General features: G+C 63.6%; 18 protein-coding genes and 2 tRNA genes. 16 read left to right on the top strand and 4 right to left on the bottom strand.

The window, feature by feature from the left end:
* The 8 genes from miaA (at position 1) to JZZ72_RS00325 (ending at position 9,721) form a co-directional block, all read left to right on the top strand.
* Complete coding sequence (gene miaA, locus JZZ72_RS00360) at positions 1 to 975, top strand: tRNA (adenosine(37)-N6)-dimethylallyltransferase MiaA (RefSeq protein WP_043863536.1); 975 nt, start codon at positions 1 to 3, stop codon at positions 973 to 975.
* 95 nt (positions 976 to 1,070) lie between these two features.
* Positions 1,071 to 1,331 carry an RNA chaperone Hfq gene (gene hfq, locus JZZ72_RS00355; RefSeq protein ID WP_043863535.1) on the top strand — a complete coding sequence of 87 codons (261 nt, stop codon included), beginning with the start codon at positions 1,071 to 1,073 and terminating at the stop codon, positions 1,329 to 1,331.
* A 12-nt stretch (positions 1,332 to 1,343) separates the two neighbouring features.
* Positions 1,344 to 2,675: a ribosome rescue GTPase HflX gene (gene hflX, locus JZZ72_RS00350; RefSeq protein WP_058541590.1), complete on the top strand. Its 1,332-nt coding sequence runs from the start codon at positions 1,344 to 1,346 to the stop codon at positions 2,673 to 2,675.
* Between the two features lie 66 nt (positions 2,676 to 2,741).
* The gene (hflK, locus tag JZZ72_RS00345) at positions 2,742 to 3,908 is read left to right on the top strand and encodes an FtsH protease activity modulator HflK (RefSeq protein WP_043863533.1); all 1,167 of its coding nucleotides are present in this window, start codon (positions 2,742 to 2,744) and stop codon (positions 3,906 to 3,908) included.
* Positions 3,908 to 4,777 (top strand): protease modulator HflC, encoded by an 870-nt coding sequence (hflC, locus tag JZZ72_RS00340; RefSeq protein ID WP_043863532.1) that lies wholly within the window; start codon positions 3,908 to 3,910, stop codon positions 4,775 to 4,777. Before hflK ends, hflC begins: the two co-directional genes overlap by 1 nt.
* A gap of 278 nt (positions 4,778 to 5,055) precedes the next feature.
* On the top strand, positions 5,056 to 6,243 hold the full coding sequence (locus JZZ72_RS00335) for an ATP phosphoribosyltransferase regulatory subunit (protein ID WP_043863531.1): 1,188 nt from the start codon (positions 5,056 to 5,058) through the stop codon (positions 6,241 to 6,243).
* Positions 6,244 to 6,297: 54 nt separating this feature from the next.
* Positions 6,298 to 7,587: an adenylosuccinate synthase gene (locus JZZ72_RS00330; protein WP_058541589.1), complete on the top strand. Its 1,290-nt coding sequence runs from the start codon at positions 6,298 to 6,300 to the stop codon at positions 7,585 to 7,587.
* 199 nt (positions 7,588 to 7,786) lie between these two features.
* On the top strand, positions 7,787 to 9,721 hold the full coding sequence (locus JZZ72_RS00325; RefSeq protein WP_043863529.1) for a methyl-accepting chemotaxis protein: 1,935 nt from the start codon (positions 7,787 to 7,789) through the stop codon (positions 9,719 to 9,721).
* Between the two features lie 84 nt (positions 9,722 to 9,805).
* Here the strand turns inward: JZZ72_RS00325 and JZZ72_RS00320 are convergent, their stop codons facing one another.
* The 4 genes from JZZ72_RS00320 to JZZ72_RS00305 form a co-directional block, all read right to left on the bottom strand.
* Positions 9,806 to 11,371, bottom strand: a complete 1,566-nt coding sequence (locus JZZ72_RS00320) for an ABC transporter permease (protein ID WP_043863528.1) — start codon at positions 11,369 to 11,371, stop codon at positions 9,806 to 9,808.
* Positions 11,371 to 12,384, bottom strand: coding sequence for an extracellular solute-binding protein (locus JZZ72_RS00315; protein WP_043863527.1), 1,014 nt, complete (start codon positions 12,382 to 12,384; stop codon positions 11,371 to 11,373). The genes JZZ72_RS00320 and JZZ72_RS00315 overlap by 1 nt, the downstream gene beginning before the upstream one ends.
* Before the next feature lie 222 nt (positions 12,385 to 12,606).
* Positions 12,607 to 12,693 (bottom strand) — tRNA-Leu (locus tag JZZ72_RS00310).
* 83 nt (positions 12,694 to 12,776) lie between these two features.
* A tRNA-Leu gene (locus JZZ72_RS00305) sits at positions 12,777 to 12,863 on the bottom strand.
* Positions 12,864 to 13,127: 264 nt separating this feature from the next.
* Between JZZ72_RS00305 and rnr the strand changes: the two genes are divergently transcribed.
* From rnr to JZZ72_RS00265, 8 genes are all read left to right on the top strand, one after another.
* Positions 13,128 to 15,767 (top strand): ribonuclease R, encoded by a 2,640-nt coding sequence (gene rnr / locus JZZ72_RS00300; RefSeq protein ID WP_058541588.1) that lies wholly within the window; start codon positions 13,128 to 13,130, stop codon positions 15,765 to 15,767.
* The gene (rlmB, locus tag JZZ72_RS00295; protein WP_043863525.1) at positions 15,764 to 16,516 is read left to right on the top strand and encodes a 23S rRNA (guanosine(2251)-2'-O)-methyltransferase RlmB; all 753 of its coding nucleotides are present in this window, start codon (positions 15,764 to 15,766) and stop codon (positions 16,514 to 16,516) included. Before rnr ends, rlmB begins: the two co-directional genes overlap by 4 nt.
* A gap of 264 nt (positions 16,517 to 16,780) precedes the next feature.
* Complete coding sequence (gene rpsF, locus JZZ72_RS00290) at positions 16,781 to 17,206, top strand: 30S ribosomal protein S6 (protein ID WP_043863524.1); 426 nt, start codon at positions 16,781 to 16,783, stop codon at positions 17,204 to 17,206.
* A gap of 28 nt (positions 17,207 to 17,234) precedes the next feature.
* The gene (gene rpsR / locus JZZ72_RS00285) at positions 17,235 to 17,465 is read left to right on the top strand and encodes a 30S ribosomal protein S18 (RefSeq protein ID WP_003171373.1); all 231 of its coding nucleotides are present in this window, start codon (positions 17,235 to 17,237) and stop codon (positions 17,463 to 17,465) included.
* A 36-nt stretch (positions 17,466 to 17,501) separates the two neighbouring features.
* Positions 17,502 to 18,392 carry a hypothetical protein gene (locus tag JZZ72_RS00280; protein WP_043863523.1) on the top strand — a complete coding sequence of 297 codons (891 nt, stop codon included), beginning with the start codon at positions 17,502 to 17,504 and terminating at the stop codon, positions 18,390 to 18,392.
* Positions 18,393 to 18,413: 21 nt separating this feature from the next.
* Positions 18,414 to 18,860, top strand: a complete 447-nt coding sequence (gene rplI / locus JZZ72_RS00275; protein ID WP_043863522.1) for a 50S ribosomal protein L9 — start codon at positions 18,414 to 18,416, stop codon at positions 18,858 to 18,860.
* 110 nt (positions 18,861 to 18,970) lie between these two features.
* Entirely contained in the window at positions 18,971 to 20,368 is a 1,398-nt protein-coding gene (gene dnaB, locus JZZ72_RS00270) for a replicative DNA helicase (protein ID WP_043863521.1), read from the top strand.
* Between the two features lie 101 nt (positions 20,369 to 20,469).
* Entirely contained in the window at positions 20,470 to 22,773 is a 2,304-nt protein-coding gene (locus JZZ72_RS00265) for a YgiQ family radical SAM protein (protein WP_043863520.1), read from the top strand.
* Positions 22,774 to 22,836 lie beyond the last annotated feature (63 nt).

The following is a 22,836-nucleotide window of genomic DNA, read 5'->3' as shown; positions in this document are numbered from 1 at the left end:
ATGGCAGTTCGCAATCCCCCGGCCATCTTCCTGATGGGCCCCACCGCCGCCGGCAAGACCGACCTTGCCATCGAGCTGACCAAGGTGCTGCCGTGCGAGCTGATCAGCGTCGATTCGGCGCTGGTCTACCGCGGCATGGACATCGGCACCGCCAAGCCGTCCAAGGCGTTGCTGGCCGAGCACCCGCACCGGCTGATCGACATCCTCGACCCGGCCCAGAGCTATTCGGCAGCCGATTTTCGCCGCGATGCGCTGCAGGCCATGGCCGAGATCACCGCGCGCGGCAATATCCCGCTGCTGGTGGGCGGCACCATGCTGTATTTCAAGGCGCTGCTCGAAGGCCTGGCCGATATGCCTGCGGCCGATGCGCAGGTGCGTGCCGAGCTTGAAGCCGAGGCTGCACAGCTGGGCTGGCAGGCCTTGCACGCCCAGCTGGCGGCGGTCGACCCCGAATCGGCGGCGCGCATTCACCCCAACGATCCGCAGCGGTTGGTACGGGCGCTGGAGGTGTACCGGGTCAGCGGCATGACGATGACGTCACATCGCGAGCGTCAATCGGCGCAAAGTAGCGTCGCAGGCGCTTCGGGCCAGGAACAATTGCCCTATACTGTCGCCAGCCTGGCAATCGCCCCGCAGGATCGAAAGGTGCTGCACGAGCGAATTGCGCTACGATTTGGGCAAATGCTGGAACAGGGCTTCGTCGACGAGGTCCGATCACTGCGTGCCAGAAGTGACTTGCATGCAGGGCTGCCGTCTATACGGGCAGTCGGTTATCGCCAGGTCTGGGATCACCTTGATGGCAAGTTGAGTGCAGCTGAAATGCAGGAGCGCGGCATCATTGCCACTCGCCAATTGGCGAAGCGGCAGTTTACCTGGTTGCGCAGTTGGGCCGATCTGCACTGGTTGGACAGCCTGGCTTGCGACAATCTGCCACGCACCTTGAAATACCTGGGATCGGTCTCCATATTGGGCTGAGTCCCTGCAATTGCCGTCTACTCTTGGGGGTGGGGCGGCCTGAGCCATCATATTTCTTTGATTTTTTACTATTGATCCTTACAGGAGTGCGGCATATGTCAAAAGGGCATTCGCTACAAGACCCTTACTTGAATACTTTGAGAAAAGAGAAGGTCGGCGTCTCGATCTATCTGGTCAACGGCATCAAGCTGCAGGGCACGATCGAGTCGTTCGACCAGTTCGTGATTCTGCTGAAGAACACCGTCAGCCAGATGGTCTACAAGCACGCGATCTCGACAGTGGTGCCGGTTCGTCCGATTCGTCTGCCAAGCGCAGCCGACGCCGAACAGGGCGACGCTGAGCCAGGTAACGCCTGATAGGAGTCTGCTTTGTTCTTTGAGCGCCACGGTGGTGGTGAACGGGCAATCCTCGTTCACTTGGAAGGTCAGAGCCCTGAGGCGCGCGAAGACCCGCAGGAGTTCCGCGAGCTGGCCCTGTCGGCCGGTGCCGATATTGTCGCGTTCGCCAATGTGGCGCGACACCAGCCTACCGCCAAGTTCCTGATTGGCAGCGGCAAGGTCGAGGAATTTCGCGACCTGGTCAAAGCCGAACAGGCCGATTTGGTCATTTTCAATCACACCCTCACGCCCAGTCAGGAACGTAACCTCGAACGTATCTTCGAGTGTCGCGTGCTTGACCGCACGGGTCTGATTCTCGACATCTTCGCCCAGCGGGCACGTACCCACGAAGGCAAGCTGCAGGTCGAACTGGCCCAGCTCGAGCACATGAGCACGCGCCTGGTGCGCGGTTGGACTCACCTCGAGCGGCAGAAGGGCGGTATTGGTCTGCGCGGGCCGGGTGAAACCCAGCTCGAAACCGACCGGCGCCTGCTGCGCATACGCCTGCGCCAGATCAAGGGCCGCCTGGAGAAGGTGCGCAGCCAGCGCGAGCAGGCACGGCGCGGGCGCAAGCGCGCGGATATCCCCTCGGTGTCGCTGGTGGGGTACACCAACGCCGGCAAGTCCACCCTGTTCAATGCGCTGACCCAGTCCGAGGTGTATGCGGCCGACCAGCTGTTCGCCACTCTCGACCCGACCCTGCGTCGGCTCGAGCTGGATGACGTCGGGCCGGTGGTGCTGGCCGACACCGTGGGCTTCATCCGTCACCTGCCGCACAAGCTGGTCGAGGCATTTCGGGCTACGCTCGAAGAGTCGAGCAACTCCGACCTGCTGCTGCACGTGATCGACGCCCATGAGCCGGAGCGCATGGAGCAGATCGAGCAGGTCATGGCGGTGCTCGGCGAGATCGGTGCCGAAGGCTTGCCGATCCTCGAGGTGTATAACAAACTCGACCTGCTCGAAGGGGTCGAGCCGCAGATCCAGCGCGATGCCGACGGCAAGCCGCAGCGGGTATGGGTGTCGGCCCGTGACGGTCGTGGCCTGGAGCTGGTGGGGCAGGCGATTGCAGAACTGCTGGGGGATGACCTGTTCATCGGTACCCTGCGCCTGGAACAGCGTTTCGCGCGGTTGCGCGCGCTGTTCTTCGATCTGGGGGCGGTGCAGAGCGAAGACCATGACGAAGACGGCAACACCCTGCTGGCGGTACGCTTGTCCCGGGTCGAGTTCAATCGCCTGGTAAGCCGCGAGGGGATGAAACCGCTGGAGTTCATCGAGCAACACACTTTGCAATACAAGCCCGACCTCGCGGTCGGGCAGCCGTGACAGGCATTCTGTAGCATTGGACGGCGCGCCGTGGGCGCGTCTTTGCTTTATCAGATGGAGAGCGCTATGGCTTGGAATGAGCCGGGTGGCAACTCGAACAATCAGGATCCTTGGGGTGGGCGCCGTGGTGGCGGCGACAAGAAGGGACCACCGGATCTCGACGAGGCCTTCCGCAAGCTGCAGGATAGCCTGAACGGCATGTTCGGCAGTGGCAAGAAACGGGGCGGCGACAGCGGCTCCGGCAAGGGTGCCGGTTTCGGTCTGCTGGGTATCGGCCTGGCCGTACTGGCGGCCATATGGCTGTACAGCGCCGTGTACGTGGTGGACGAACAGGAGCAGGCCGTGGTGCTGCGCTTCGGCAAATACTACGAAACCGTAGGGCCGGGCCTGAACATCTACTTCCCGCCGATCGATCGCAAGTACATGGAGAACGTCACCCGCGAGCGTGCTTATACCAAGCAGGGCCAGATGCTGACCGAAGACGAGAACATCGTCGAAGTGCCGCTGACCGTGCAGTACAAGATCACCAACCTGCAGGATTTCGTGCTGAACGTCGATCAGCCTGAAGTCAGCCTGCAGCACGCGACCGACAGTGCCCTGCGCCACGTGGTGGGTTCCACCTCGATGGACAAGGTGCTGACCGAAGGTCGTGAGCAGATGGCCGTGGAAATCAAGGAGCGTCTGCAACGCTTCCTCGACACCTATCGCACCGGCATCACCGTGACCCAGGTCAACGTGCAGAGCGCGGCAGCCCCGCGTGAAGTGCAGGAAGCCTTCGACGACGTGATCCGTGCCCGTGAAGACGAGCAGCGTGCGCGCAACCAGGCCGAGTCCTACGCCAACGGCGTGGTGCCGGAAGCCCGTGGTCAGGCACAGCGCATCATCGAGGATGCCAACGGCTACCGCGATGAAGTGGTCTCGCGTGCCAAGGGTGAGGCCGACCGCTTCACCAAGCTGGTGGCCGAGTACCGCAAGGCTCCAGAGGTGACCCGTCAGCGTCTGTACCTGGACACCATGCAGGAAGTGTATAGCAACACCAGCAAGGTCCTGGTATCCGGCAAGGACGGTCAGAGCAACCTGCTCTACCTGCCGCTGGACAAGATGATCGACAGCCGCCGCAGTGGCAGCACCCCGGTCACCAGCGTCACGCCGTCGGCCAATGACGCCGCCAACCGTGCCGCCGCAGACCTGCAACAGCAACAGCGCGAGACGCGCTCCAGGGAGAGCCGCTGATGAGCAATAAATCCCTGATCGCCGTGATCGTCGCCGTGGTGCTGGCGATCGTCGCCTGGAACAGCTTCTACATCGTGGCCCAGACCGAACGCGCCGTGCTGCTGCAATTCGGCCGTGTGGTACAGGCCGATGTGCAGCCTGGCCTGCATGTGAAGGTTCCCTACGTCAACCAGGTGCGCAAGTTCGACGCGCGGCTGATGACCCTTGACGCACCGACCCAGCGGTTCCTGACCCTGGAGAAGAAAGCGGTGATGGTCGATGCCTACGCCAAGTGGCGCGTGCAGGACGCCGAGCGTTTCTACACCGCGACTTCGGGCCTCAAGCAGATCGCCGACGAACGTCTGTCGCGCCGTCTGGAAAGCGGCCTGCGCGACCAGTTCGGCAAGCGCACCCTGCATGAGGTGGTATCCGGTGAACGTGACGCGCTGATGGCTGACATCACCGCTTCGCTGAACCGCATGGCCAGCAAGGAGCTGGGCATCGAAGTGGTCGACGTTCGCGTCAAGGCCATCGACCTGCCCAAGGAAGTGAACCGCAGCGTGTTCGAACGCATGAGCACCGAGCGTGAGCGTGAAGCTCGCGAGCACCGCGCCAAGGGTAACGAGCTGGCCGAAGGCATCCGTGCTGACGCCGATCGTCAACGCCGCGTGTTGCTGGCTGAAGCCTATCGCGAGTCGGAAGAAACCCGTGGTGATGGTGATGCCCAGGCAGCAGCCATCTACGCCAAGGCCTATGGCCAGGACCAGGAGTTCTACGCGTTCTATCGCAGCCTGAAGGCCTACCGCGAGAGCTTCGCCGACAAGAGCGACGTGCTGGTGCTGGACCCGAGCAGCGAGTTCTTCCGCTTCATGGGCAAGACCAAACCGTAAGCATGCACACCCCGCCCGGCGGCTAAAACGTCGGGCGGGGTGCCTCCCGCGAGAAAACGGGTGTATGATGCGGCAGCCGGGAAATTCCCGGCTTTTTTGCGTCTGCAAGATCGATTGGCCTTTATCGGGCCCGGGCTTGTGGCGCACTTCAGGTTTTACGAGGGTATCGGTACTGCGGTTTCGCTGGAATCAGCGCTGCCCGTCATTGTGTGCCGATAGCTGCTTCACTCAAGGCTCGCCCGCGGGCAGGCCGCCCGGACCATAGGGGAAATGGCGTAATGGCAACGGTAGACCGCTGGCTGCTGCCAGATGGCATCGAAGAAGTACTGCCACCTGAGGCGGCGCGCATCGAGATCGCGCGTCGTCAGGTGTTGGACCTGTTCCAGAGCTGGGGTTACGAGTTTGTCGTGACCCCGCATATCGAGTACCTGGAATCGCTGCTCACCGGTGCCGGCCAGGACCTGGATCTGCGCACCTTCAAGGTCATCGACCCGCAATCCGGGCGGCAGATGGGCTTTCGGGCCGACATCACGCCACAGGTGGCGCGCATCGACGCGCACACCCTGCGCCGTGAAGGGCCGAGCCGCCTGTGCTATGCCGGCAGCGTGCTGCACGCCTTGCCACGTGCCCTGTCGACCTCGCGCAGCCCGATTCAGCTGGGCGCCGAGCTGTACGGCGATGCCAGCCCGGTCAGCGACGTCGAGGTCATCAGCCTGATGCTGGCCATGCTGCAACTGGCCGACGTGCCGGATGTGCACATGGACCTCGGGCATGTCGGTATCTACCGCGGCCTGGCCCGTGCGGCCGGCCTGTCGGGCGCGGTCGAGCAGCAGTTGTTCGACGCCCTGCAGCGCAAGGCCATCGACGAAGTGATCGAGCTGACCGCCACGCTGCCGGCTGACCTGGCCGGCATGCTGCGTTCGCTGACCGAGCTGTGCGGTGGGCGCGAAGTGCTCGAGCAGGCACGTGTGCGCCTGGGCCGTGCCCCGGCCGCAGTGCTGGCGGCGCTGGATGACCTGATGGCGATCGCCGAGCGCCTCGCCACGCGTTACCCCGAGCTGCCGCTGTATTTCGACCTGGGCGAGTTGCGCGGCTACCACTACCACACCGGTGTGGTGTTTGCCGCCTTCGTGCCAGGCGTCGGCCAGTCGATCGCCCAGGGCGGTCGCTATGACGACATCGGAGCGGACTTTGGCCGGGCACGCCCGGCTACCGGTTTCTCCACGGATTTGAAGACCCTGGTCACACTGGGGCGAGCCGAGGTGGTGTTGCCGTCTGGCGGGATCTGGATGCCCGACAGCAGCGATGCAGCACTTTGGCAGTTGGTCTGCCAATTGCGCAGTGAGGGCCAGCGGGTGGTTCAGGCCTTGCCTGGGCAGCCGCTGACCGCCGCCGTCGAGGCGGATTGCGATCGGCAATTGATTCAGCAAAACGGGCTTTGGCAGGTTCTGCCGCTGGCCATTTGAGATTCCACGCCGGCACGAGCCGGCGCCAAGTTTGCGCGAATGAGGACAAGTGTTATGGGTAAGAATGTCGTAGTCCTGGGCACCCAGTGGGGTGATGAGGGCAAAGGCAAGATCGTCGATCTGCTGACCGAACATGCTGCCGCCGTAGTGCGCTACCAGGGTGGCCACAACGCCGGCCACACCCTGGTGATCGACGGTGAGAAGACCGTGCTGCACCTGATCCCTTCGGGCGTGCTGCGCGAAGGCGTGCAGTGCCTGATCGGCAACGGTGTGGTGGTTGCTCCCGACGCCCTGCTGCGCGAGATCACCAAGCTGGAAGAGAAGGGCGTACCGGTGCGCGAGCGCCTGCGCATCAGCCCGTCCTGCCCGCTGATCCTGTCCTTCCACGTGGCCCTGGACCAGGCCCGCGAAAAGGCCCGTGGCGAGCTGAAGATCGGCACCACCGGTCGCGGCATCGGCCCGGCCTACGAAGACAAGGTTGCGCGTCGTGGCCTGCGTGTGGGCGACCTGCTCAACATGCCACGCTTCGAAGACAAGCTGCGCGAGCTGGTGGACTACCACAACTTCATGCTGGTGGGTTACTACAAAGAGCCGGCCATCGAGTTCGAAAAGACCCTGGCCGAGTGCAAGGAATACGCCGAACTGCTCAAGCCGCTGATGCTGGACGTGACTGCCGAGCTGCACGACCTGCGTCGCGCCGGCAAGGACATCATGTTCGAAGGTGCCCAGGGTTCGCTGCTGGACATCGACCACGGTACCTACCCCTACGTGACCAGCTCCAACACCACCGCCGGTGGCGTTGCGACCGGTTCGGGCGTTGGTCCGATGTTCCTGGACTACATCCTGGGCATCACCAAGGCCTACACCACCCGCGTGGGTTCGGGCCCGTTCCCGACCGAGCTGTTTGACGACGTTGGTGCGCACCTGGCCAAGCAGGGCCACGAATTTGGCGCAACCACCGGCCGTGCCCGTCGTTGCGGCTGGTTCGACGCCGTCATCCTGCGTCGCGCCATCGACGTGAACAGCATCTCGGGCATCTGCCTGACCAAGCTGGACGTGCTCGACGGCCTGGAAACCATCAACATCTGCGTCGGCTACAAGGACGCAGAGGGCAAGGACGTTGCACCTACCGACGCCGACAGCTACGTGGGCCTGCAGCCTGTGTACGAAGAAGTGCCGGGCTGGAGCGAGTCGACCGTGGGCGCCAAGACCCTGGAAGAACTGCCGGCCAACGCCCGTGCCTACATCAAGCGTGTGGAAGAGCTGATCGGTGCGCCGATCGACATCGTCTCCACCGGCCCGGACCGTAACGAGACCATCGTGCTGCGCCATCCGTTTGCCTGATTCGCTGTAGGCAGTAAAGAACGCCGCTGTCCCTCCGGGCCAGCGGCGTTTTTTTTGGCCAGTTGGTGAAAGGGTCATAAAGGTCAGCCCTGGCTATAAATTTGACCGGTATGCCTGCTGCCCGGCACGGCCTTTGCTGTAAGAATCGTCCTATAAGGTGCCATCACTATAATGGCCCCGCGATACGGAGGGTTCTTGTGTGTCGGCCGTTCTCTCATTGTTACGAAGCCGCCTGTTGCGGCCTGTCTTTGTTGCGTTGGGTATCGCTCTTTTGGTGCAGGTGCTGGTTGCGGTCGCGCTGACGCGGAGCACGGTGACTGCGCTGGAGGCCGATCTGGGTAATCGCCTGGGTGCAGATAGCCAGAAACTGTCGGGTGAACTGGAGCAAGCCGGGCGTGAGCTCAGCTCGGGCCTGGACAGCCTTTCGGCCAGTACCCGCCAGCGTTTGTCCGCCGGGCTATCCGCACGCCTTCAGGAGGAGCAGGCGCAACTGCGCGTCACCCTCGAAAAAAGCCTCAAGGAGTCGGCCAATCACATGGCCGAACTGCTGGCATCGGTTGCGCCGCGGGCCATCTGGGATGACGACATACCGGCACTGTCGGAGTTTTCCCGGCGCGCCCAGCGCAATGCCAACGTGCTCTTCGTGGTCTACGACGACGCCCAGGGCCAGCACCTGACCCGCTACCTGAACCGGCAGAACCCGATCAACCAGGCCCTGATGGAAAAGGGCCAGGGCGAACGGGCGCTCGACAAGGTGCTGGATGCGGCGCGCAACGACCCGGCGGTGTACATGATCGAAGCCTCGATCAACCCCAACGGCACCGAGATCGGCAAGGTGGTGATGGGCGTCTCCACGGCGTCGGTCGACAACGAGCTCAAGGCGCTGGACGCGCGCTTCTCGGCGCTGATCGCCAGCGGCGACCAGTTGGTCGGCGACAGCCTGGTGGGCGCTGCGGCCGACAGCAACAAGGCCCTGAGCGCCCGCCTGCAGGCGGCCCAGGCCAGTGCTGCGGCGATGCAGGCCAACACCTCGCAGACCGTGCAGCAAGCAGCGGCGACCCTGCGCTGGAACATCGGCCTGGGGCTGGTGGCGGTGGGCTTCGGCGTATTGCTGGTGGTGGCCGTGGTACTCGGCCGGCGCGTGCTGAGCAAGCTGCGCCTGCTGATTGCCGCGCTCAACGACCTGGCGGCCGGCGACGGCGACCTGACCAAGCGCGTGCCGATCGACAGCCGAGACGAGATCGGCGACATGGCTGCAGCGGTCAACCAGTTCGTCGACAAGCTGCAGCCCATCGTGCGCGAAGCGGGCGAGGTGGCGCAGCGCACCGGGGTCGAGATCGGCACCATGGCGCAGAACAACGCGGGCGCCGATGCGGCGGCCGCTTCGCAGCGCGATGAAGTGGCCGAGAGCCTGCGTGCCCTGTCGAGCATGGCCGATGAAGCCCAGGCCGAAAGCCAGGCCATGCAGGCAGCGTTGCAGCAGGTGGTGGACATTCGCCAGGCCACCGACGAGAACAGCCGTACCTCGGCCCAGGTGGCCAAGCTGATCGAAGCGTTGGCCGGGCAGGTGGGGGCGGGCTCCAAGGTGATCGAGCGGCTGGCCGAGCAGAGCCAGCAGATCGAGGTGGTGCTGGAGGTGATCCACGGGATTGCCGAGCAGACCAACCTGCTGGCGCTCAATGCCGCCATCGAGGCGGCGCGGGCTGGCGAGACCGGGCGCGGGTTTGCCGTGGTGGCCGACGAAGTGCGGGCGCTGGCGAGCAAGACCCAGAGCTCGACCGGCGATATCCAGGCGCACATCGGTGCCTTGCAGCAGGGCGCGCGAGAGGCGGTGGCAGCCATCAGCCAGGCCGGGCGTCAGGCCAGCGAAGGCTTGACCGTGCTCAAGGACAACGCGCGCCTGCAGCAGTCGGTGCAGGTGTCGGTGGAGCAGGTGCATGCGGCGATCGGCCTGGCCACCCGGGCGGCCGAGCAGCAGGCGCAGGGGGCGCAGGCGGTGCGTGGGCGGGTCGAGACGATTCATGCCCAGGCCGAGCGTGCAGCGCAGGTGGTGATGCAGACCACGGCCAGCAGCAAGGTGCTGGATGACCTGGCGGCGCAGTTGAAGGCCAGCCTGGGGCAGTTCAGGGCGTGAGCCACGTTCGCCGGCAAGGCCGGCTCCTACAGGGTTTGCGTCGTCTGTAGGAGCCGGCCTTGCCGGCGAAGGATGCGTCGCGGTCTAGGCGCGGTTCAGGTACATCCGCGTCGTCAGCAGGTACACCGGCAACCCCGACACCACAATCAACAGCGCCGCATAGGGCGCCGCCGCCGCGAATTCGACGTTGGCGGTATGCGCCCACACTTCGGTCGCCAGCGTGGTCATGCCGGTGGGGCTGAGCAGCAGGGTGGCGGTCAGTTCCTTCATCGCATCCAGGAACACCAGCGCAAACGCTGCCGCCAGGGCCGGGAAGATGATCGGCAGGGTCACCTTGCAGAACGCCTTGAACGGCGTCGCGCCCAGGGTGCGCGCCGCCTCTTCCAGCTGTGGTGCGGCCTTGGTCAGCGCGGTACGCACCGGCGCCTGCGCCAGCGGCAAGAACAGCAGCGCATAGGCCAGCAACAGCAGGCCGGTGGTCTGGTACAGCGCCGGCACATAGTGCAGGGCGAAATACACCAGGGTCAGCGCAATCACCAGCCCCGGCAGCGCGTGCAGCAAGTAGGGCAGGCGCTCGGCCCAGATCGCCAGGCGGCCCTTGTAGCGCACCACCAGAAAGCTCACCGGTAACGCCAGCAGCAGGCTCACCCCCGCGCCGCCCAGTGCCAGCGACAGCGACGAGAACAGCGCCCGGCTGATGTCGGCCACCGGGAAGGCCGCCGACGATCCCACGCTCAGCCAGTAGCCCAGCATGCCCAGCGGGATGCCGCTGCCCAGCACTGCCAGCAGCAGGCAGCTCAACTGCCCCAGTACGCTCCAGCCACCCAGGCGGATCGGCTTGGCGCGGCGTGCCACGCCCTGGCCGATGCGCACGTGCCGCGCCTTGCCGCGTACCCGCAGCTCGAACCACAGCAGCAACAGGCACATGAACAGCAGCACCGCCGAGAGCATCGCCGCATTGGCGTTGCTGAACTCCAGCTCGAACTGCTGGTAGATCGCGGTGGTGAAGGTCTGCAGGCCCAGGATCGACAGCGCGCCGAATTCCACCAGCATGTGCAAGGCAATCAGCAGGCTGCCGCCCAGGATCGACGGCCACAGCAGCGGCAGGGTGACCCGGCGGAACACCCCCCAGCGGTTGTAGCCCAGGGTGCGGGCCGATTCTTCAAGCGAGGTGTCGAGGTTGCGCAGGGTCGCGGCCACCGGCAGGAACACCAGTGGATACTTGGACAGCGCCATCACCAGGATCGCCCCGCCCAGCCCCTCGAAGCGCGGGCTCAGCGAGACCCAGGTGAAGCCGCTGACGAACGCCGGCACGGCAAACGGCAGGCACAGGATCACGCCCCACAAACGCCGCCCGCGCAGGTCGCTGCGCTCCAGCAGCCAGGCCAGGGCCAGGCCGACCACGGCGCAGGCCACGGTCACCCCGGCCATCAGCAGCAGGGTGTTCTTCATCAGGCCCCAGACGAAGGGCCGCCACAGCAGGTACAACGCCTCGCGCCAGCCGGCCTGCCAGGCCTTGAGGCCCACGTACAGCAACGGCAGCAGGCTCAGGCCCACCAGCAGCAGCACCGGCAGCACCACCCAGATCGAGGGGCGCTTGCGGCGCGGAACATAACGCGCCACAGACGGCGCAGGCAGCACGGCTTCCATCAGAGCAGGCCGACCTCGCGCTCAAGTTCCAGGGCTTCCTCGGCATTGCCCAGGTCGGCCGGGGTGATCTTCGGCGGGCGCAGGTCTTCGAACGGCTTCAGGCCCTGGTCCGAGACCATGCCCTTGTGCAGCGGATACTCGGCGGTGGTCTGGGTGATCACGCGCTGGCCTTCTTCGCTGGCCATCCAGGCGAGCAGGGCCTGGGCTTCCTTGGGGTGCTTGCTGGCCTTGACCGCCGCGGCGCTGGAGATGGTCACCAGGCCACCGACGTCGCCGTCGGCCAGGTAGTAGAGTTTGGAGTCCAGCTGGCCGCGCTCTTTCTTGAGGGCGTACCAGTAGTAGTTGTTCACCAGTACGGCAGCCACTTCGCCGTTTTCCACGGCCTTGAGGGCAACCATGTTGTTGGTGTAGGTCTTGCCGAAGGCCTTGAGGCCGGTCAGCCATTCTTCGGCCGCTTCACGCCCGTGCAGCTTGAGGATGGCCACGGCCTGTTCCTGGAACGCGCCGCTGGTGGGCACGAAGCCGACCTTGCCGTCCCACTCGGGGTCGGCGAAGTCCATCACCGATTGGGGCAGGTCTTTTTCGTCGATCACCTTGGGGTTGAAGGCCACCACGCGGGTGCGTGCGGTCACGCCCATCCAGGTGCCGTTGCTGGCCACGTATTCCTTTGGCAGCACTTGCAGGGTCGAATCGTCGATCTTGGCCAGCAGGCCCTTCTCGCCCAGGTTGTTCAGCGGCGGCGATTCTTCGGTATAGATGACGTCGGCCGGGGAGCGTGCGCCTTCCTCCTCGATCTGGCTGGCCAGCTGGTTGCTGCTGCCCTTGCGGATATTGATGTGAATGCCGGTCTTGGCCTCGTAGGCCTTGGCGATGGCTTCGCCGATTTCCTTGTGCTGGCCGTTGTACAGGGTCAGCGTCACAGGGTCGGCGGCCATGGCGGCGGGTGCTGCGAGCACCAGGCTGAACACGGAAACGGCCAGGCCGCGCAAAATCGGGTTGATGCGGATCGTCATGCGGGTGGTTCCTCGCTTGCGGGCTACAAATCTTGAAACAATGATAAACGATATAGTTTCTCAAGTACGCCCGTGAGGAAAAATTCATGAGCTGACTATCGGTTAACTCACTTGATTTGTTGGGCGGGGCGGGGTGGCAACGCAGCGTCCGAATGGGCGGCAGTGGGGTGAGCTCGAATCGCAGGCATAAAAAAACCCGCTTTCGCGGGTTTCTCTAGAATATGGTGCCCAGAAGAAGACTCGAACTTCCACGACCGTAAGGTCACCAGCACCTGAAGCTGGCGTGTCTACCAATTTCACCATCTGGGCAAAGTTGAAGCATTGAAACATGAAACGGTGTAGCGTGTGTTGCGTAAATTCCAGACAGGCAAGCTAATCTGAAACTTGAAAATTGGTGCCCAGAAGAAGACTCGAACTTCCACGACCGTAAGGTCACCAGCACCTGAAGCTGGCGTGTCTACCAATTTCACCATCTGGGCATATCGTCGAGGCTTCATGATGCTTCACATCGCGCCGCTTCTCAACTATAACGACGCTGTCCGTCGTTGTGGTGCGCACTATACGGATGCCCTCGAAGGCTGTAAAGCCCCGTTCAGAAAAAATCTCAAAAATTTCAAGTCGTTGTTCCTTGGGCTGTTTTGGCATCACTCAAGGGCCCTGACGGGGCTGTCAAAGCCTCGGATTTCCGGTTTCAATACGGCTATGCCAAACTAACCCTATATAGACAAGGTGAACCCCTACTAATGGCCGATTGGCAGACCCTCGATCCCGAGGCCGCTCGTGAAGCGGAAAAATACGAAAACCCCATTCCTAGCCGTGAGCTGATCCTCCAGCGCCTTGACGAGCGCGGCTCTCCCGCCGCCCGCGAGCAACTGGTGGAAGAGTTCGGCCTGCAGACCGAGGACCAGATCGAGGCCTTGCGTCGCCGCCTGCGCGCCATGGAGCGCGACGGCCAGCTGATCTACACCCGGCGCGGCACCTATGCCCCGGTAGACAAGCTGGACCTGATCCTGGGTCGCATCTCGGGCCACCGCGACGGTTTCGGTTTTCTCGTCCCCGACGATGGCAGCGACGACCTGTTCCTGAGCCCGGCGCAGATGCGCCTGGTGTTCGATGGCGACCGAGCGCTGGCGCGCGTGTCCGGGCTTGACCGGCGCGGCCGGCGTGAAGGCGTGGTGGTCGAAGTGATCTCCCGTGCCCACGAAAGCATCGTGGGGCGCTACTTCGAGGAAGGCGGGGTGGGCTTCGTGACCCCCGACAACCCCAAGGTCCAGCAGGAAGTGCTGGTAACCCCGGGCCGCAATGCCGGCGCCAAGGTCGGCCAGTTCGTCGAGGTGAAGATCACCCACTGGCCGACCCAGCGCTTCCAGCCGCAGGGCGATATCGTCGAAGTGATCGGCAACTACATGGCGCCGGGCATGGAAATCGACGTGGCGCTGCGCAGCTACGACATTCCCCATGTATGGCCCGAGGCGGTCATCAAGGAAGCGCGCAAGCTCAAGCCTGAAGTCGAAGAGAAGGACAAGGAACACCGCATCGACCTGCGTCACCTGCCGTTCGTCACCATCGACGGCGAAGACGCACGGGACTTCGACGATGCCGTGTACTGCGAAAGCCTGGGCAAGTTGCGCCTGTTCTCCGGTGGCTGGCGCCTGTTCGTGGCGATTGCCGACGTGTCCAGCTACGTGCGCCTGGGCTCTGCCCTGGACAACGAAGCCCAGGTGCGCGGCAACTCGGTGTACTTCCCCGAGCGGGTGATCCCGATGCTGCCCGAGGAACTTTCCAACGGCCTGTGCTCGCTGAACCCGAACGTCGACCGGCTGGCGATGGTCTGTGAAATGACCATCAACAAGTCCGGCCAGATGGTCGATTACCAGTTCTACGAAGCGGTCATCCACTCCCACGCGCGCCTGACCTACAACAAGGTCAGTAGCATGCTCGAACATGCCCGTACCCGTGAAGGCAAGGCGCTGCGCGAGCAGTACAGCCACGTGGTGCCGGACCTCAAGCAGCTGTATGCGCTGTACAAGGTGTTGCTGGCGGCCCGTCACACCCGTGGCGCGATCGACTTCGAAACCCAGGAAACCCGCATCATCTTCGGTGCCGAGCGCAAGATCGCGGAAATTCGCCCGACCGTGCGCAACGATGCGCACAAGTTGATCGAAGAATGCATGCTCGCGGCCAACGTGGCGACGGCCGAGTTCCTCAAGAAGCACGAGATCCCTGCGTTGTACCGCGTGCACGACGGTCCGCCGCCGGAGCGCCTGGAAAAACTGCGCGCCTTCCTCGGCGAGCTGGGGCTTTCGCTGCACAAGGGCAAGGATGGTCCGTCGCCCAAGGACTACCAGGCGCTGCTGTCGCAGATCGCCGGTCGCCCTGACTTCCACCTGATCCAGACCGTGATGCTGCGCTCGCTGAGCCAGGCGGTGTACAGCGCCGACAACAACGGCCACTTCGGCCTGAACTACGAGGCGTACACCCACTTCACCTCGCCGATCCGGCGTTACCCCGACCTGCTGACCCACCGTGCCATCCGCAGCGTGATCCGTTCGCGCCAGGAAACCCCGCACGTCAAGCGGGCCGGCGCGATGAGCATTCCCAAGGCGCGCATCTACCCGTACGACGAGGCGGCCCTGGAGCAGCTGGGCGAGCAGTGCTCGATGAGCGAGCGACGCGCCGACGAAGCCACCCGCGACGTGACCAACTGGCTCAAGTGCGAGTACATGAAGGATCGCGTGGGCGAAAGCTTCCCGGGTGTGATCACCGCGGTGACCGGTTTCGGCCTGTTCATCGAGCTGACCGACATCTACGTCGAAGGCATGGTGCACGTCAGTGCCTTGCCGGGTGACTACTACCACTTCGACCCGGTACACCACCGCCTGGCGGGCGAGCGCACCGGTCGCAGCTTCCGCCTGGGCGACACGGTCGAAGTGCGCGTGATGCGCGTGGACCTCGAACAGCGCAAGATCGATTTCGAGATGGCCGAAAACACCCTGAATGCGCCGATCGGTCGCAAGCAGCGTGGTGCCGAGCCTGCCGCCAAGGGCAAGACGGGCGCTGCCCCGGCCAAGTCCAATGGTGCCGCCAAGCCCTACAGCGCGCCGGCCAAGGCCGCCAAGGTCGAAGCGGCGCCGGCCGAGCCGCCGCGCCGCAGCCGCAAGAACGAAACCTCCGAAGCCTATTTCCCGGCCGATGCCGCAGCCAAGAACGCCGAAGTGCGCAAGAGCCGGGAAATGAAGAAGGCGTTGCTGTCCGATGCCAAGAACGCCGTGGGCAAGCCTGCGGCCAAGGGCTCGAAGACGTCTTCGGAGAAACCGAGCAAGCACCGCAAGGGGCCGCCAAAAGCCGGTTCCGCTTCACGTAAACCCAAGGGCAAGTCATGAGTCAGCTGGAAAAGATCTACGGTGTGCATGCGGTGGAGGCCCTGTTGCGCCACCACCCCAAGCGGGTCAAGCAGATCTGGCTGGCCGACAGCCGCAGCGAACCGCGGGTGCAGGCCCTGCTGGAGCTGGCCGCACAGAACCGAGTGACGGTCGGCCAGGCTGAACGCCGCGAGATGGACGCCTGGGTCGAGGGCGTGCACCAGGGCGTGGTCGCCGAGGTCAGCCCGAGCCAGGTGTGGGGCGAGGCGATGCTCGAAGAGCTGCTGGACCGCACCGAAGGCGCGCCGCTGATTCTGGTGCTGGACGGTGTGACCGACCCGCACAACCTGGGCGCCTGCCTGCGCACCGCCGATGCGGCCGGTGCGCTGGCGGTGGTGGTGCCCAAGGACAAGTCGGCGACCCTGACCCCGGCGGTACGCAAGGTGGCGTGTGGCGCTGCCGAGGTGATTCCGCTGGTGGCCGTGACCAACCTGGCGCGTACCCTGGAGAAACTCCAGCAGCGCGGCCTGTGGGTGGTGGGCACGGCGGGGGAGGCCGAACAGGAACTGTATCAGCAGGACCTGACCGGCCCGACCATCCTGATCATGGGCGCCGAGGGCAAGGGCATGCGCCGCCTGACCCGCGAGCACTGCGATTTTCTGGTGAAGCTGCCGATGGCCGGCAGCGTCAGCAGCCTGAACGTGTCGGTGGCCACGGGCGTGTGCCTGTTCGAGGCGGTGCGTCAGCGTCAGGCCAAGCGCAAGGCCTGATAAGGCGTTGCCACTTTCGCGGGTCAAGCCCGCTCCCACAGGGCTTTCGGTGGCCTGTGTGGGGGCTGGCTTGGCCCGCGATGCTTTCAAGGCTGTTCAAATAATCACCAATTACCTTGCGTGCGCCCCGGCGCTTCTCTACAATTGCGCCCCTTGCCCCGCTGGCAGGCGCGCATGCGCCCACCGCACAAGGCAAGACAAACAGTGTCATTCACTCCTTGTCTGACCACCCTGGTGGCAGACTACAACCCGTAAGGAGCATTCATGCGTCATTACGAAATCATCTTTCTGGTCCACCCTGACCAGAGCGAGCAAGTCGGCGGCATGGTTGAGCGTTACACCAAGCTGATCGAAGAAGACGGCGGCAAGATCCACCGTCTGGAAGACTGGGGCCGTCGTCAACTGGCCTATGCAATCAACAATGTTCACAAGGCTCACTACGTGATGCTGAACGTTGAGTGCACCGGCAAGGCCCTGGCCGAGCTGGAAGACAACTTCCGCTACAACGATGCCGTGATCCGTAACCTGGTCATCCGTCGCGACGAAGCCGTTACCGGCCAGTCCGAGATGCTCAAGGCTGAAGAAAACCGCAGTGAGCGCCGTGAGCGTCGCGACCGTCCTGAGCACGCTGACAACGCCGAAGGCGATGACAGCGACAACAGCGACAACAGCGATAACGCTGACGAGTAATCCACGGACCTTTTGAGGAGCCTATTACATGGCACGTTTCTTCCGTCGTCGTAAATTCTGCCGCTTCACTGCTGAAGAAGTGAAAGAGATCGATTACAAAGATCTCAACACCCTGAAAGCTTATGTATCCGAAACCGGCAAGATCGTTCCAAGCCGTATCACCGGTACCAAAGCTCGTTATCAGCGTCAGCTGGCTACCGCTATCAAGCGCGCCCGCTTCCTGGCCCTGCTGGCCTACACCGACAGCCACGGCCGCTGAGACCGGGTCGTCGACAGGTAGCAAGGGATAAAGTGCATGCGAGCGTTAGCTGATTTCATCATGCGCGGTCGCGTGCAGGCCACTCTGGTAGTGGTCGGTTGTGCGGCATTGCCGCTGTTGTTCTGGTTGAGTGCCGCCGCCGGGAGCCTGGTGTTCCTGCGGCGCGGTTTCAAGGACGCCTCCGGGATCCTCGCCTGGGCATTGCTGCCCGCGCTGGTCTGGTGGTTCTTCGGTGAACCGCGCACCTTGATGGTGTTGCTGGGAACCTTCGGTCTGGCTGCGTTGCTACGCGCCGGACAGTCCTGGAGCCGGGTGCTGTTGTTCAGCATCGCCTGGGGCCTGGTGTATGGCGTCATCCTGGGTTCGGTGTTCCGCGAACCGATCGAAGCGCTGGCGCAGGTGCTTGAAAAAGCCCTGCCGCAGATGCTCGACGGTCTCTACCAGCAGTTGACGGTAGAAGAGCGGGCCCGCCTGGGGAGCGTGATCGCACCGGTGCTTACCGGCCTGATTGCGGCATTGCTGCAGGCAGTCAGTCTGCTGGCCCTGATGTTGGGTCGCTACTGGCAAGCCGCGTTGTACAACCCGGGAGGCTTTGGCAGCGAGTTTCGCGCCATACGGCTCCCGCTGGTACCGGCGCTGTTGCTGCTGGTGTGCATGCTGATAGCGCCGAATTTCGGCAGCGAACTGGCGATGTTGACACCGTTGTGCAGCGTACCGCTGGTATTCGCCGGGCTGGCCCTGATTCACGGGCTGGTCGCGCAGAAGCGCCTGGCCAGGTTCTGGCTGGTGGGGATGTACGTGACGCTGGTGCTGTTCATGCAGCTGATTTATCCGTTGCTCGTGGTTCTGGCCATTGTCGACAGCCTGATTGATTTTCGCGGTCGTTCTGCATCGAAAGATGCCGGTGACGCGAACGGTGAAGGTTAAAAGTTAAGAGGTTTATACCTAATGGAACTGATCCTGCTGGAAAAAGTCGCCAACCTGGGCAACCTGGGCGACAAGGTAAATGTTAAGGCCGGGTACGGTCGTAACTTCCTGCTGCCATTCGGCAAGGCTACCGCTGCGACCGCTGCCAACCTGGCTGCGTTCGAAGAGCGTCGCGCCGAGCTGGAAAAACTGGCTGCTGACAAGAAAGCTTCGGCTGAAACCCGCGCTGCCCAACTGGCCGAGCTGGAAGTGACCATCACTGCCACCGCCGGTGACGAAGGCAAGCTGTTCGGTTCGATCGGCACCCACGACATCGCTGACGCCCTGACCGCCTCCGGCGTTGAAGTGGCCAAGTCTGAAGTGCGTCTGCCGAACGGCACCATCCGCAACGTTGGCGAATTCGACGTAGCCGTGCACCTGCACAGCGACGTAGAAGCCACCGTTCGCGTGGTTGTCGTCGCAGCCTAAGCTGGACCAATCGACTGGCACCCTGGGTGCCAGCCGGTTAACATCGGGCACGATCCTGCATTGCAGGTCGTGCCCTTTGTCTTTTTCAACACCCTGATTCCCAAGTGGCCATGAACGAGATAACCGCCCCCGAGCAATATGATCTGCAAACCGCTGCCCTGAAGGTGCCGCCGCATTCCATCGAGGCCGAACAGGCCGTACTCGGTGGCCTGATGCTGGACAACAACGCCTGGGAGCGCGTGCTCGATCAAGTCTCCGACGGCGACTTCTACCGGCATGACCATCGCCTGATCTTCCGCGCCATCTACAAGCTCGCCGACCTCAACACCCCGTTCGACGTGGTGACGCTGCACGAGCAGCTCGACAAGGAAGGCCTGAGCTCCCAGGTCGGTGGCCTGGGTTACCTGGGCGAGCTGGCCAAGAACACCCCGTCGGTGGCCAACATCAAGGCCTATGCGCAGATCATTCGCGAGCGCGCCACACTGCGCCAGCTGATCAGTATCAGCAGCGAGATCGCCGACAGCGCGTTCAACCCCCAGGGCCGCAACGCCGCCGAGATCCTCGACGAGGCCGAACGGCAGATCTTCCAGATCGCCGAAGCACGGCCCAAGACCGGTGGTCCGGTAGGGGTCAACGAACTGCTGACCAAGGCCATCGACCGCATCGACACGCTGTTCAACTCCGACAGCGCCATCACCGGTATTTCCACCGGCTACACCGACCTGGACGAGAAGACCAGCGGCCTGCAACCGGCCGACCTGATCATCGTGGCCGGCCGTCCGTCGATGGGCAAGACCACCTTCGCCATGAACCTGGTGGAGAACGCCGTGTTGCGCAGCGACAAGGCGGTGCTGGTGTACTCACTGGAGATGCCAGGCGAATCGCTGATCATGCGTATGCTCTCCTCGCTGGGGCGCATCGACCAGACCAAGGTGCGTTCCGGCCAGCTGGACGACGACGACTGGCCGCGCCTGACTTCGGCGGTCAACCTGCTCAATGACCGCAAGCTGTTCATCGACGACACCGCCGGCATCAGCCCGTCGGAAATGCGCGCACGTACCCGGCGGCTGGTGCGTGAGCATGGCGAGATCGCCATGATCATGATCGACTACCTGCAACTGATGCAGATCCCGGGCTCCAGCGGCGACAACCGTACCAACGAGATTTCCGAGATCTCGCGCTCGCTCAAGGCCCTGGCCAAGGAATTCAACTGCCCGGTCATCGCCCTGTCGCAGCTCAACCGCTCCCTCGAGCAGCGCCCCAACAAGCGCCCGGTGAACTCCGACTTGCGTGAATCGGGTGCGATCGAGCAGGACGCCGACGTGATCATGTTCGTGTACCGCGACGAGGTGTACCACCCCGAGACCGAGCATAAGGGCATCGCCGAGATCATCATCGGCAAGCAGCGTAACGGCCCCATCGGCTTCGTGCGCCTGGCGTTCATCGGCAAGTACACGCGCTTCGAGAACCTGGCACCGGGCAGCTACAACTTCGACGACGACGAATAAGGTGCCGATGGCCAATTCCGACTTCTGACGTCGGAATTGGTCAAAATTTGTGCTATATTCCGCGCCCGCGATTTCCCTGATACCAAGAACCGGTCACTGACATGCAAGCAGCCAAACCACTTTTCGACTATCCCAAGTACTGGGCCGAATGCTTCGGGCCAGCGCCATTCCTGCCGATGAGCAGGGAGGAGATGGATCAGCTCGGCTGGGATTCCTGCGACATCATCATCGTGACCGGTGACGCCTACGTCGACCACCCGTCGTTCGGCATGGCCATCATCGGCCGGCTGCTCGAAGCCCAGGGCTTCCGGGTGGGCATCATTGCCCAGCCGAACTGGCAGAGCAAAGACGACTTCATGAAGCTGGGCGAGCCGAACCTGTTCTTCGGTGTCGCGGCCGGCAACATGGACTCGATGATCAACCGCTACACCGCCGACAAGAAGATCCGCTCGGACGACGCCTACACCCCGGGTGGCCTGGCCGGCAAGCGCCCCGACCGTGCCAGCCTGGTCTACAGCCAGCGCTGCAAGGAAGCCTACAAGCACGTGCCGATCGTGCTGGGTGGCATCGAGGCCTCGTTGCGCCGCATCGCGCACTACGACTACTGGCAGGACAAGGTGCGGCACTCGATCCTGATCGACGCCTGCGCCGACATCCTGCTGTACGGCAACGCCGAACGCGCGATCGTCGAAGTCGCCCAGCGCCTGTCCTATGGCCACAAGATCGAAGACATCACCGACATCCGCGGCACCGCCTTCGTGCGCCGCGACACCCCGCAGGGCTGGTACGAAGTGGACTCCACGCGTATCGACCGGCCGGGCAAGGTCGACAAGATCATCAACCCGTACGTGAACACCCAGGACACCCAGGCCTGCGCCATCGAGCAGGAGAAGGGCCCGGTCGAAGACCCGCAGGAAGCCAAGGTGGTGCAGATTCTGGCCAGCCCGCGCATGACCCGCGACAAGACCGTGATCCGTCTGCCGTCCTACGAGAAGGTGCGCAGCGATGCGGTGCTGTACGCCCACGCCAACCGCGTGCTGCACCTGGAAACCAACCCGGGCAACGCCCGTGCGCTGGTGCAGAAGCACGGCGAGGTGGACGTGTGGTTCAACCCGCCGCCCATCCCGATGACCACCGAAGAGATGGACTACGTGTTCGGCATGCCCTATGCGCGCGTCCCGCACCCGGCGTATGGCAAGGAGAAGATCCCGGCCTACGACATGATCCGCTTCTCGGTGAACATCATGCGTGGCTGCTTCGGTGGCTGCACCTTCTGCTCGATCACCGAGCACGAAGGCCGCATCATCCAGAACCGTTCCCACGACTCGATCATTCGCGAGATCGAAGAAATCCGCGACAAGGTGCCGGGCTTTACCGGGGTTATCTCCGACCTGGGCGGGCCGACCGCCAACATGTACCGCATTGCCTGCAAGAGCCCGGAAATCGAATCTGCGTGCCGCAAGCCGTCGTGCGTGTTCCCCGGCATCTGCCCCAACCTGAACACCGACCACTCGGCGCTGATCCAGCTGTACCGCAGTGCGCGTGACCTGCCGGGGGTGAAGAAGATTCTGATCGCCTCGGGCCTGCGCTACGACCTGGCAGTCGAGTCGCCGGAGTACGTCAAGGAGCTGGTCACCCACCACGTGGGCGGCTACCTCAAGATTGCCCCGGAGCATACCGAGGAAGGCCCGCTGAACCAGATGATGAAGCCTGGTATCGGCAGCTACGATCGCTTCAAGCGCATGTTCGAGAAGTACTCCAAGGAGGCGGGCAAGGAGCAGTACCTGATCCCGTACTTCATCGCGGCGCACCCGGGCACTACCGACGAAGACATGATGAACCTGGCCCTGTGGCTCAAGGGCAATGGCTTTCGCGCCGACCAGGTGCAGGCGTTCTACCCGTCGCCGATGGCCTCGGCCACTGCCATGTACCACTCGGGCAAGAACCCGCTGCGCAAGGTCACCTACAAGAGCGACGCGGTGACCATCGTCAAGAGCGAGGAGCAGCGCCGCCTGCACAAGGCGTTCCTGCGTTACCACGACCCCAAGGGCTGGCCGATGCTGCGCGAAGCCCTGCAGCGCATGGGGCGTGCCGACCTGATCGGGCCGGCCAAACACCAGTTGATCCCGCTGCACCAGCCGGCGACCGACAGCTATCAGAGTGCGCGGCGTAAGAACTCGACGCCGGCGGGCAGCCACAAGGTGGCCAAGGAAACCAAGATCCTGACCCAGCACACCGGCTTGCCGCCGCGTGCCAGCGACGGTGCCAAGCCGTGGGACAAGCGCGAGCAGGCCAAGGCGGCCGCCTTTGCGCGTAACCAGGAAGCGGCCAAGGCACGCAAGGACGCCGCCAAGGGTGGCAAGGGCAAGGGCAAGAAGACCCGCGAGCCGGTGTTGCCACGCTGATACGCGTCGCGGCCATTGCGGGTCAAGCCCGCTCCCACAGGTACAGTGCAGATCCATAGGCCA

The sequence above is a fragment of the Pseudomonas palmensis genome (assembly GCF_017848315.1).
Lineage (GTDB): Bacteria > Pseudomonadota > Gammaproteobacteria > Pseudomonadales > Pseudomonadaceae > Aquipseudomonas > Aquipseudomonas palmensis.
Note: the sequence above shows the minus strand (reverse complement) of the source record. Positions and strands in the feature narration are given on the sequence as shown.

Coding starts and splice junctions, on each gene's coding strand:
- JZZ72_RS00315 (WP_043863527.1), bottom strand. CDS start 12,384: ATGACGATCCGCATCAACCCGATTTTGCGCGGCCTGGCCGTTTCCGTG.
- JZZ72_RS00280 (WP_043863523.1), top strand. CDS start 17,502: ATGCGAGCGTTAGCTGATTTCATCATGCGCGGTCGCGTGCAGGCCACT.
- rnr (WP_058541588.1), top strand. CDS start 13,128: ATGGCCGATTGGCAGACCCTCGATCCCGAGGCCGCTCGTGAAGCGGAA.
- JZZ72_RS00320 (WP_043863528.1), bottom strand. CDS start 11,371: ATGGAAGCCGTGCTGCCTGCGCCGTCTGTGGCGCGTTATGTTCCGCGC.
- hflK (WP_043863533.1), top strand. CDS start 2,742: ATGGCTTGGAATGAGCCGGGTGGCAACTCGAACAATCAGGATCCTTGG.
- rpsR (WP_003171373.1), top strand. CDS start 17,235: ATGGCACGTTTCTTCCGTCGTCGTAAATTCTGCCGCTTCACTGCTGAA.
- JZZ72_RS00330 (WP_058541589.1), top strand. CDS start 6,298: ATGGGTAAGAATGTCGTAGTCCTGGGCACCCAGTGGGGTGATGAGGGC.
- dnaB (WP_043863521.1), top strand. CDS start 18,971: ATGAACGAGATAACCGCCCCCGAGCAATATGATCTGCAAACCGCTGCC.
- miaA (WP_043863536.1), top strand. CDS start 1: ATGGCAGTTCGCAATCCCCCGGCCATCTTCCTGATGGGCCCCACCGCC.
- hfq (WP_043863535.1), top strand. CDS start 1,071: ATGTCAAAAGGGCATTCGCTACAAGACCCTTACTTGAATACTTTGAGA.
- JZZ72_RS00335 (WP_043863531.1), top strand. CDS start 5,056: ATGGCAACGGTAGACCGCTGGCTGCTGCCAGATGGCATCGAAGAAGTA.
- rplI (WP_043863522.1), top strand. CDS start 18,414: ATGGAACTGATCCTGCTGGAAAAAGTCGCCAACCTGGGCAACCTGGGC.
- JZZ72_RS00265 (WP_043863520.1), top strand. CDS start 20,470: ATGCAAGCAGCCAAACCACTTTTCGACTATCCCAAGTACTGGGCCGAA.
- rlmB (WP_043863525.1), top strand. CDS start 15,764: ATGAGTCAGCTGGAAAAGATCTACGGTGTGCATGCGGTGGAGGCCCTG.
- rpsF (WP_043863524.1), top strand. CDS start 16,781: ATGCGTCATTACGAAATCATCTTTCTGGTCCACCCTGACCAGAGCGAG.
- hflC (WP_043863532.1), top strand. CDS start 3,908: ATGAGCAATAAATCCCTGATCGCCGTGATCGTCGCCGTGGTGCTGGCG.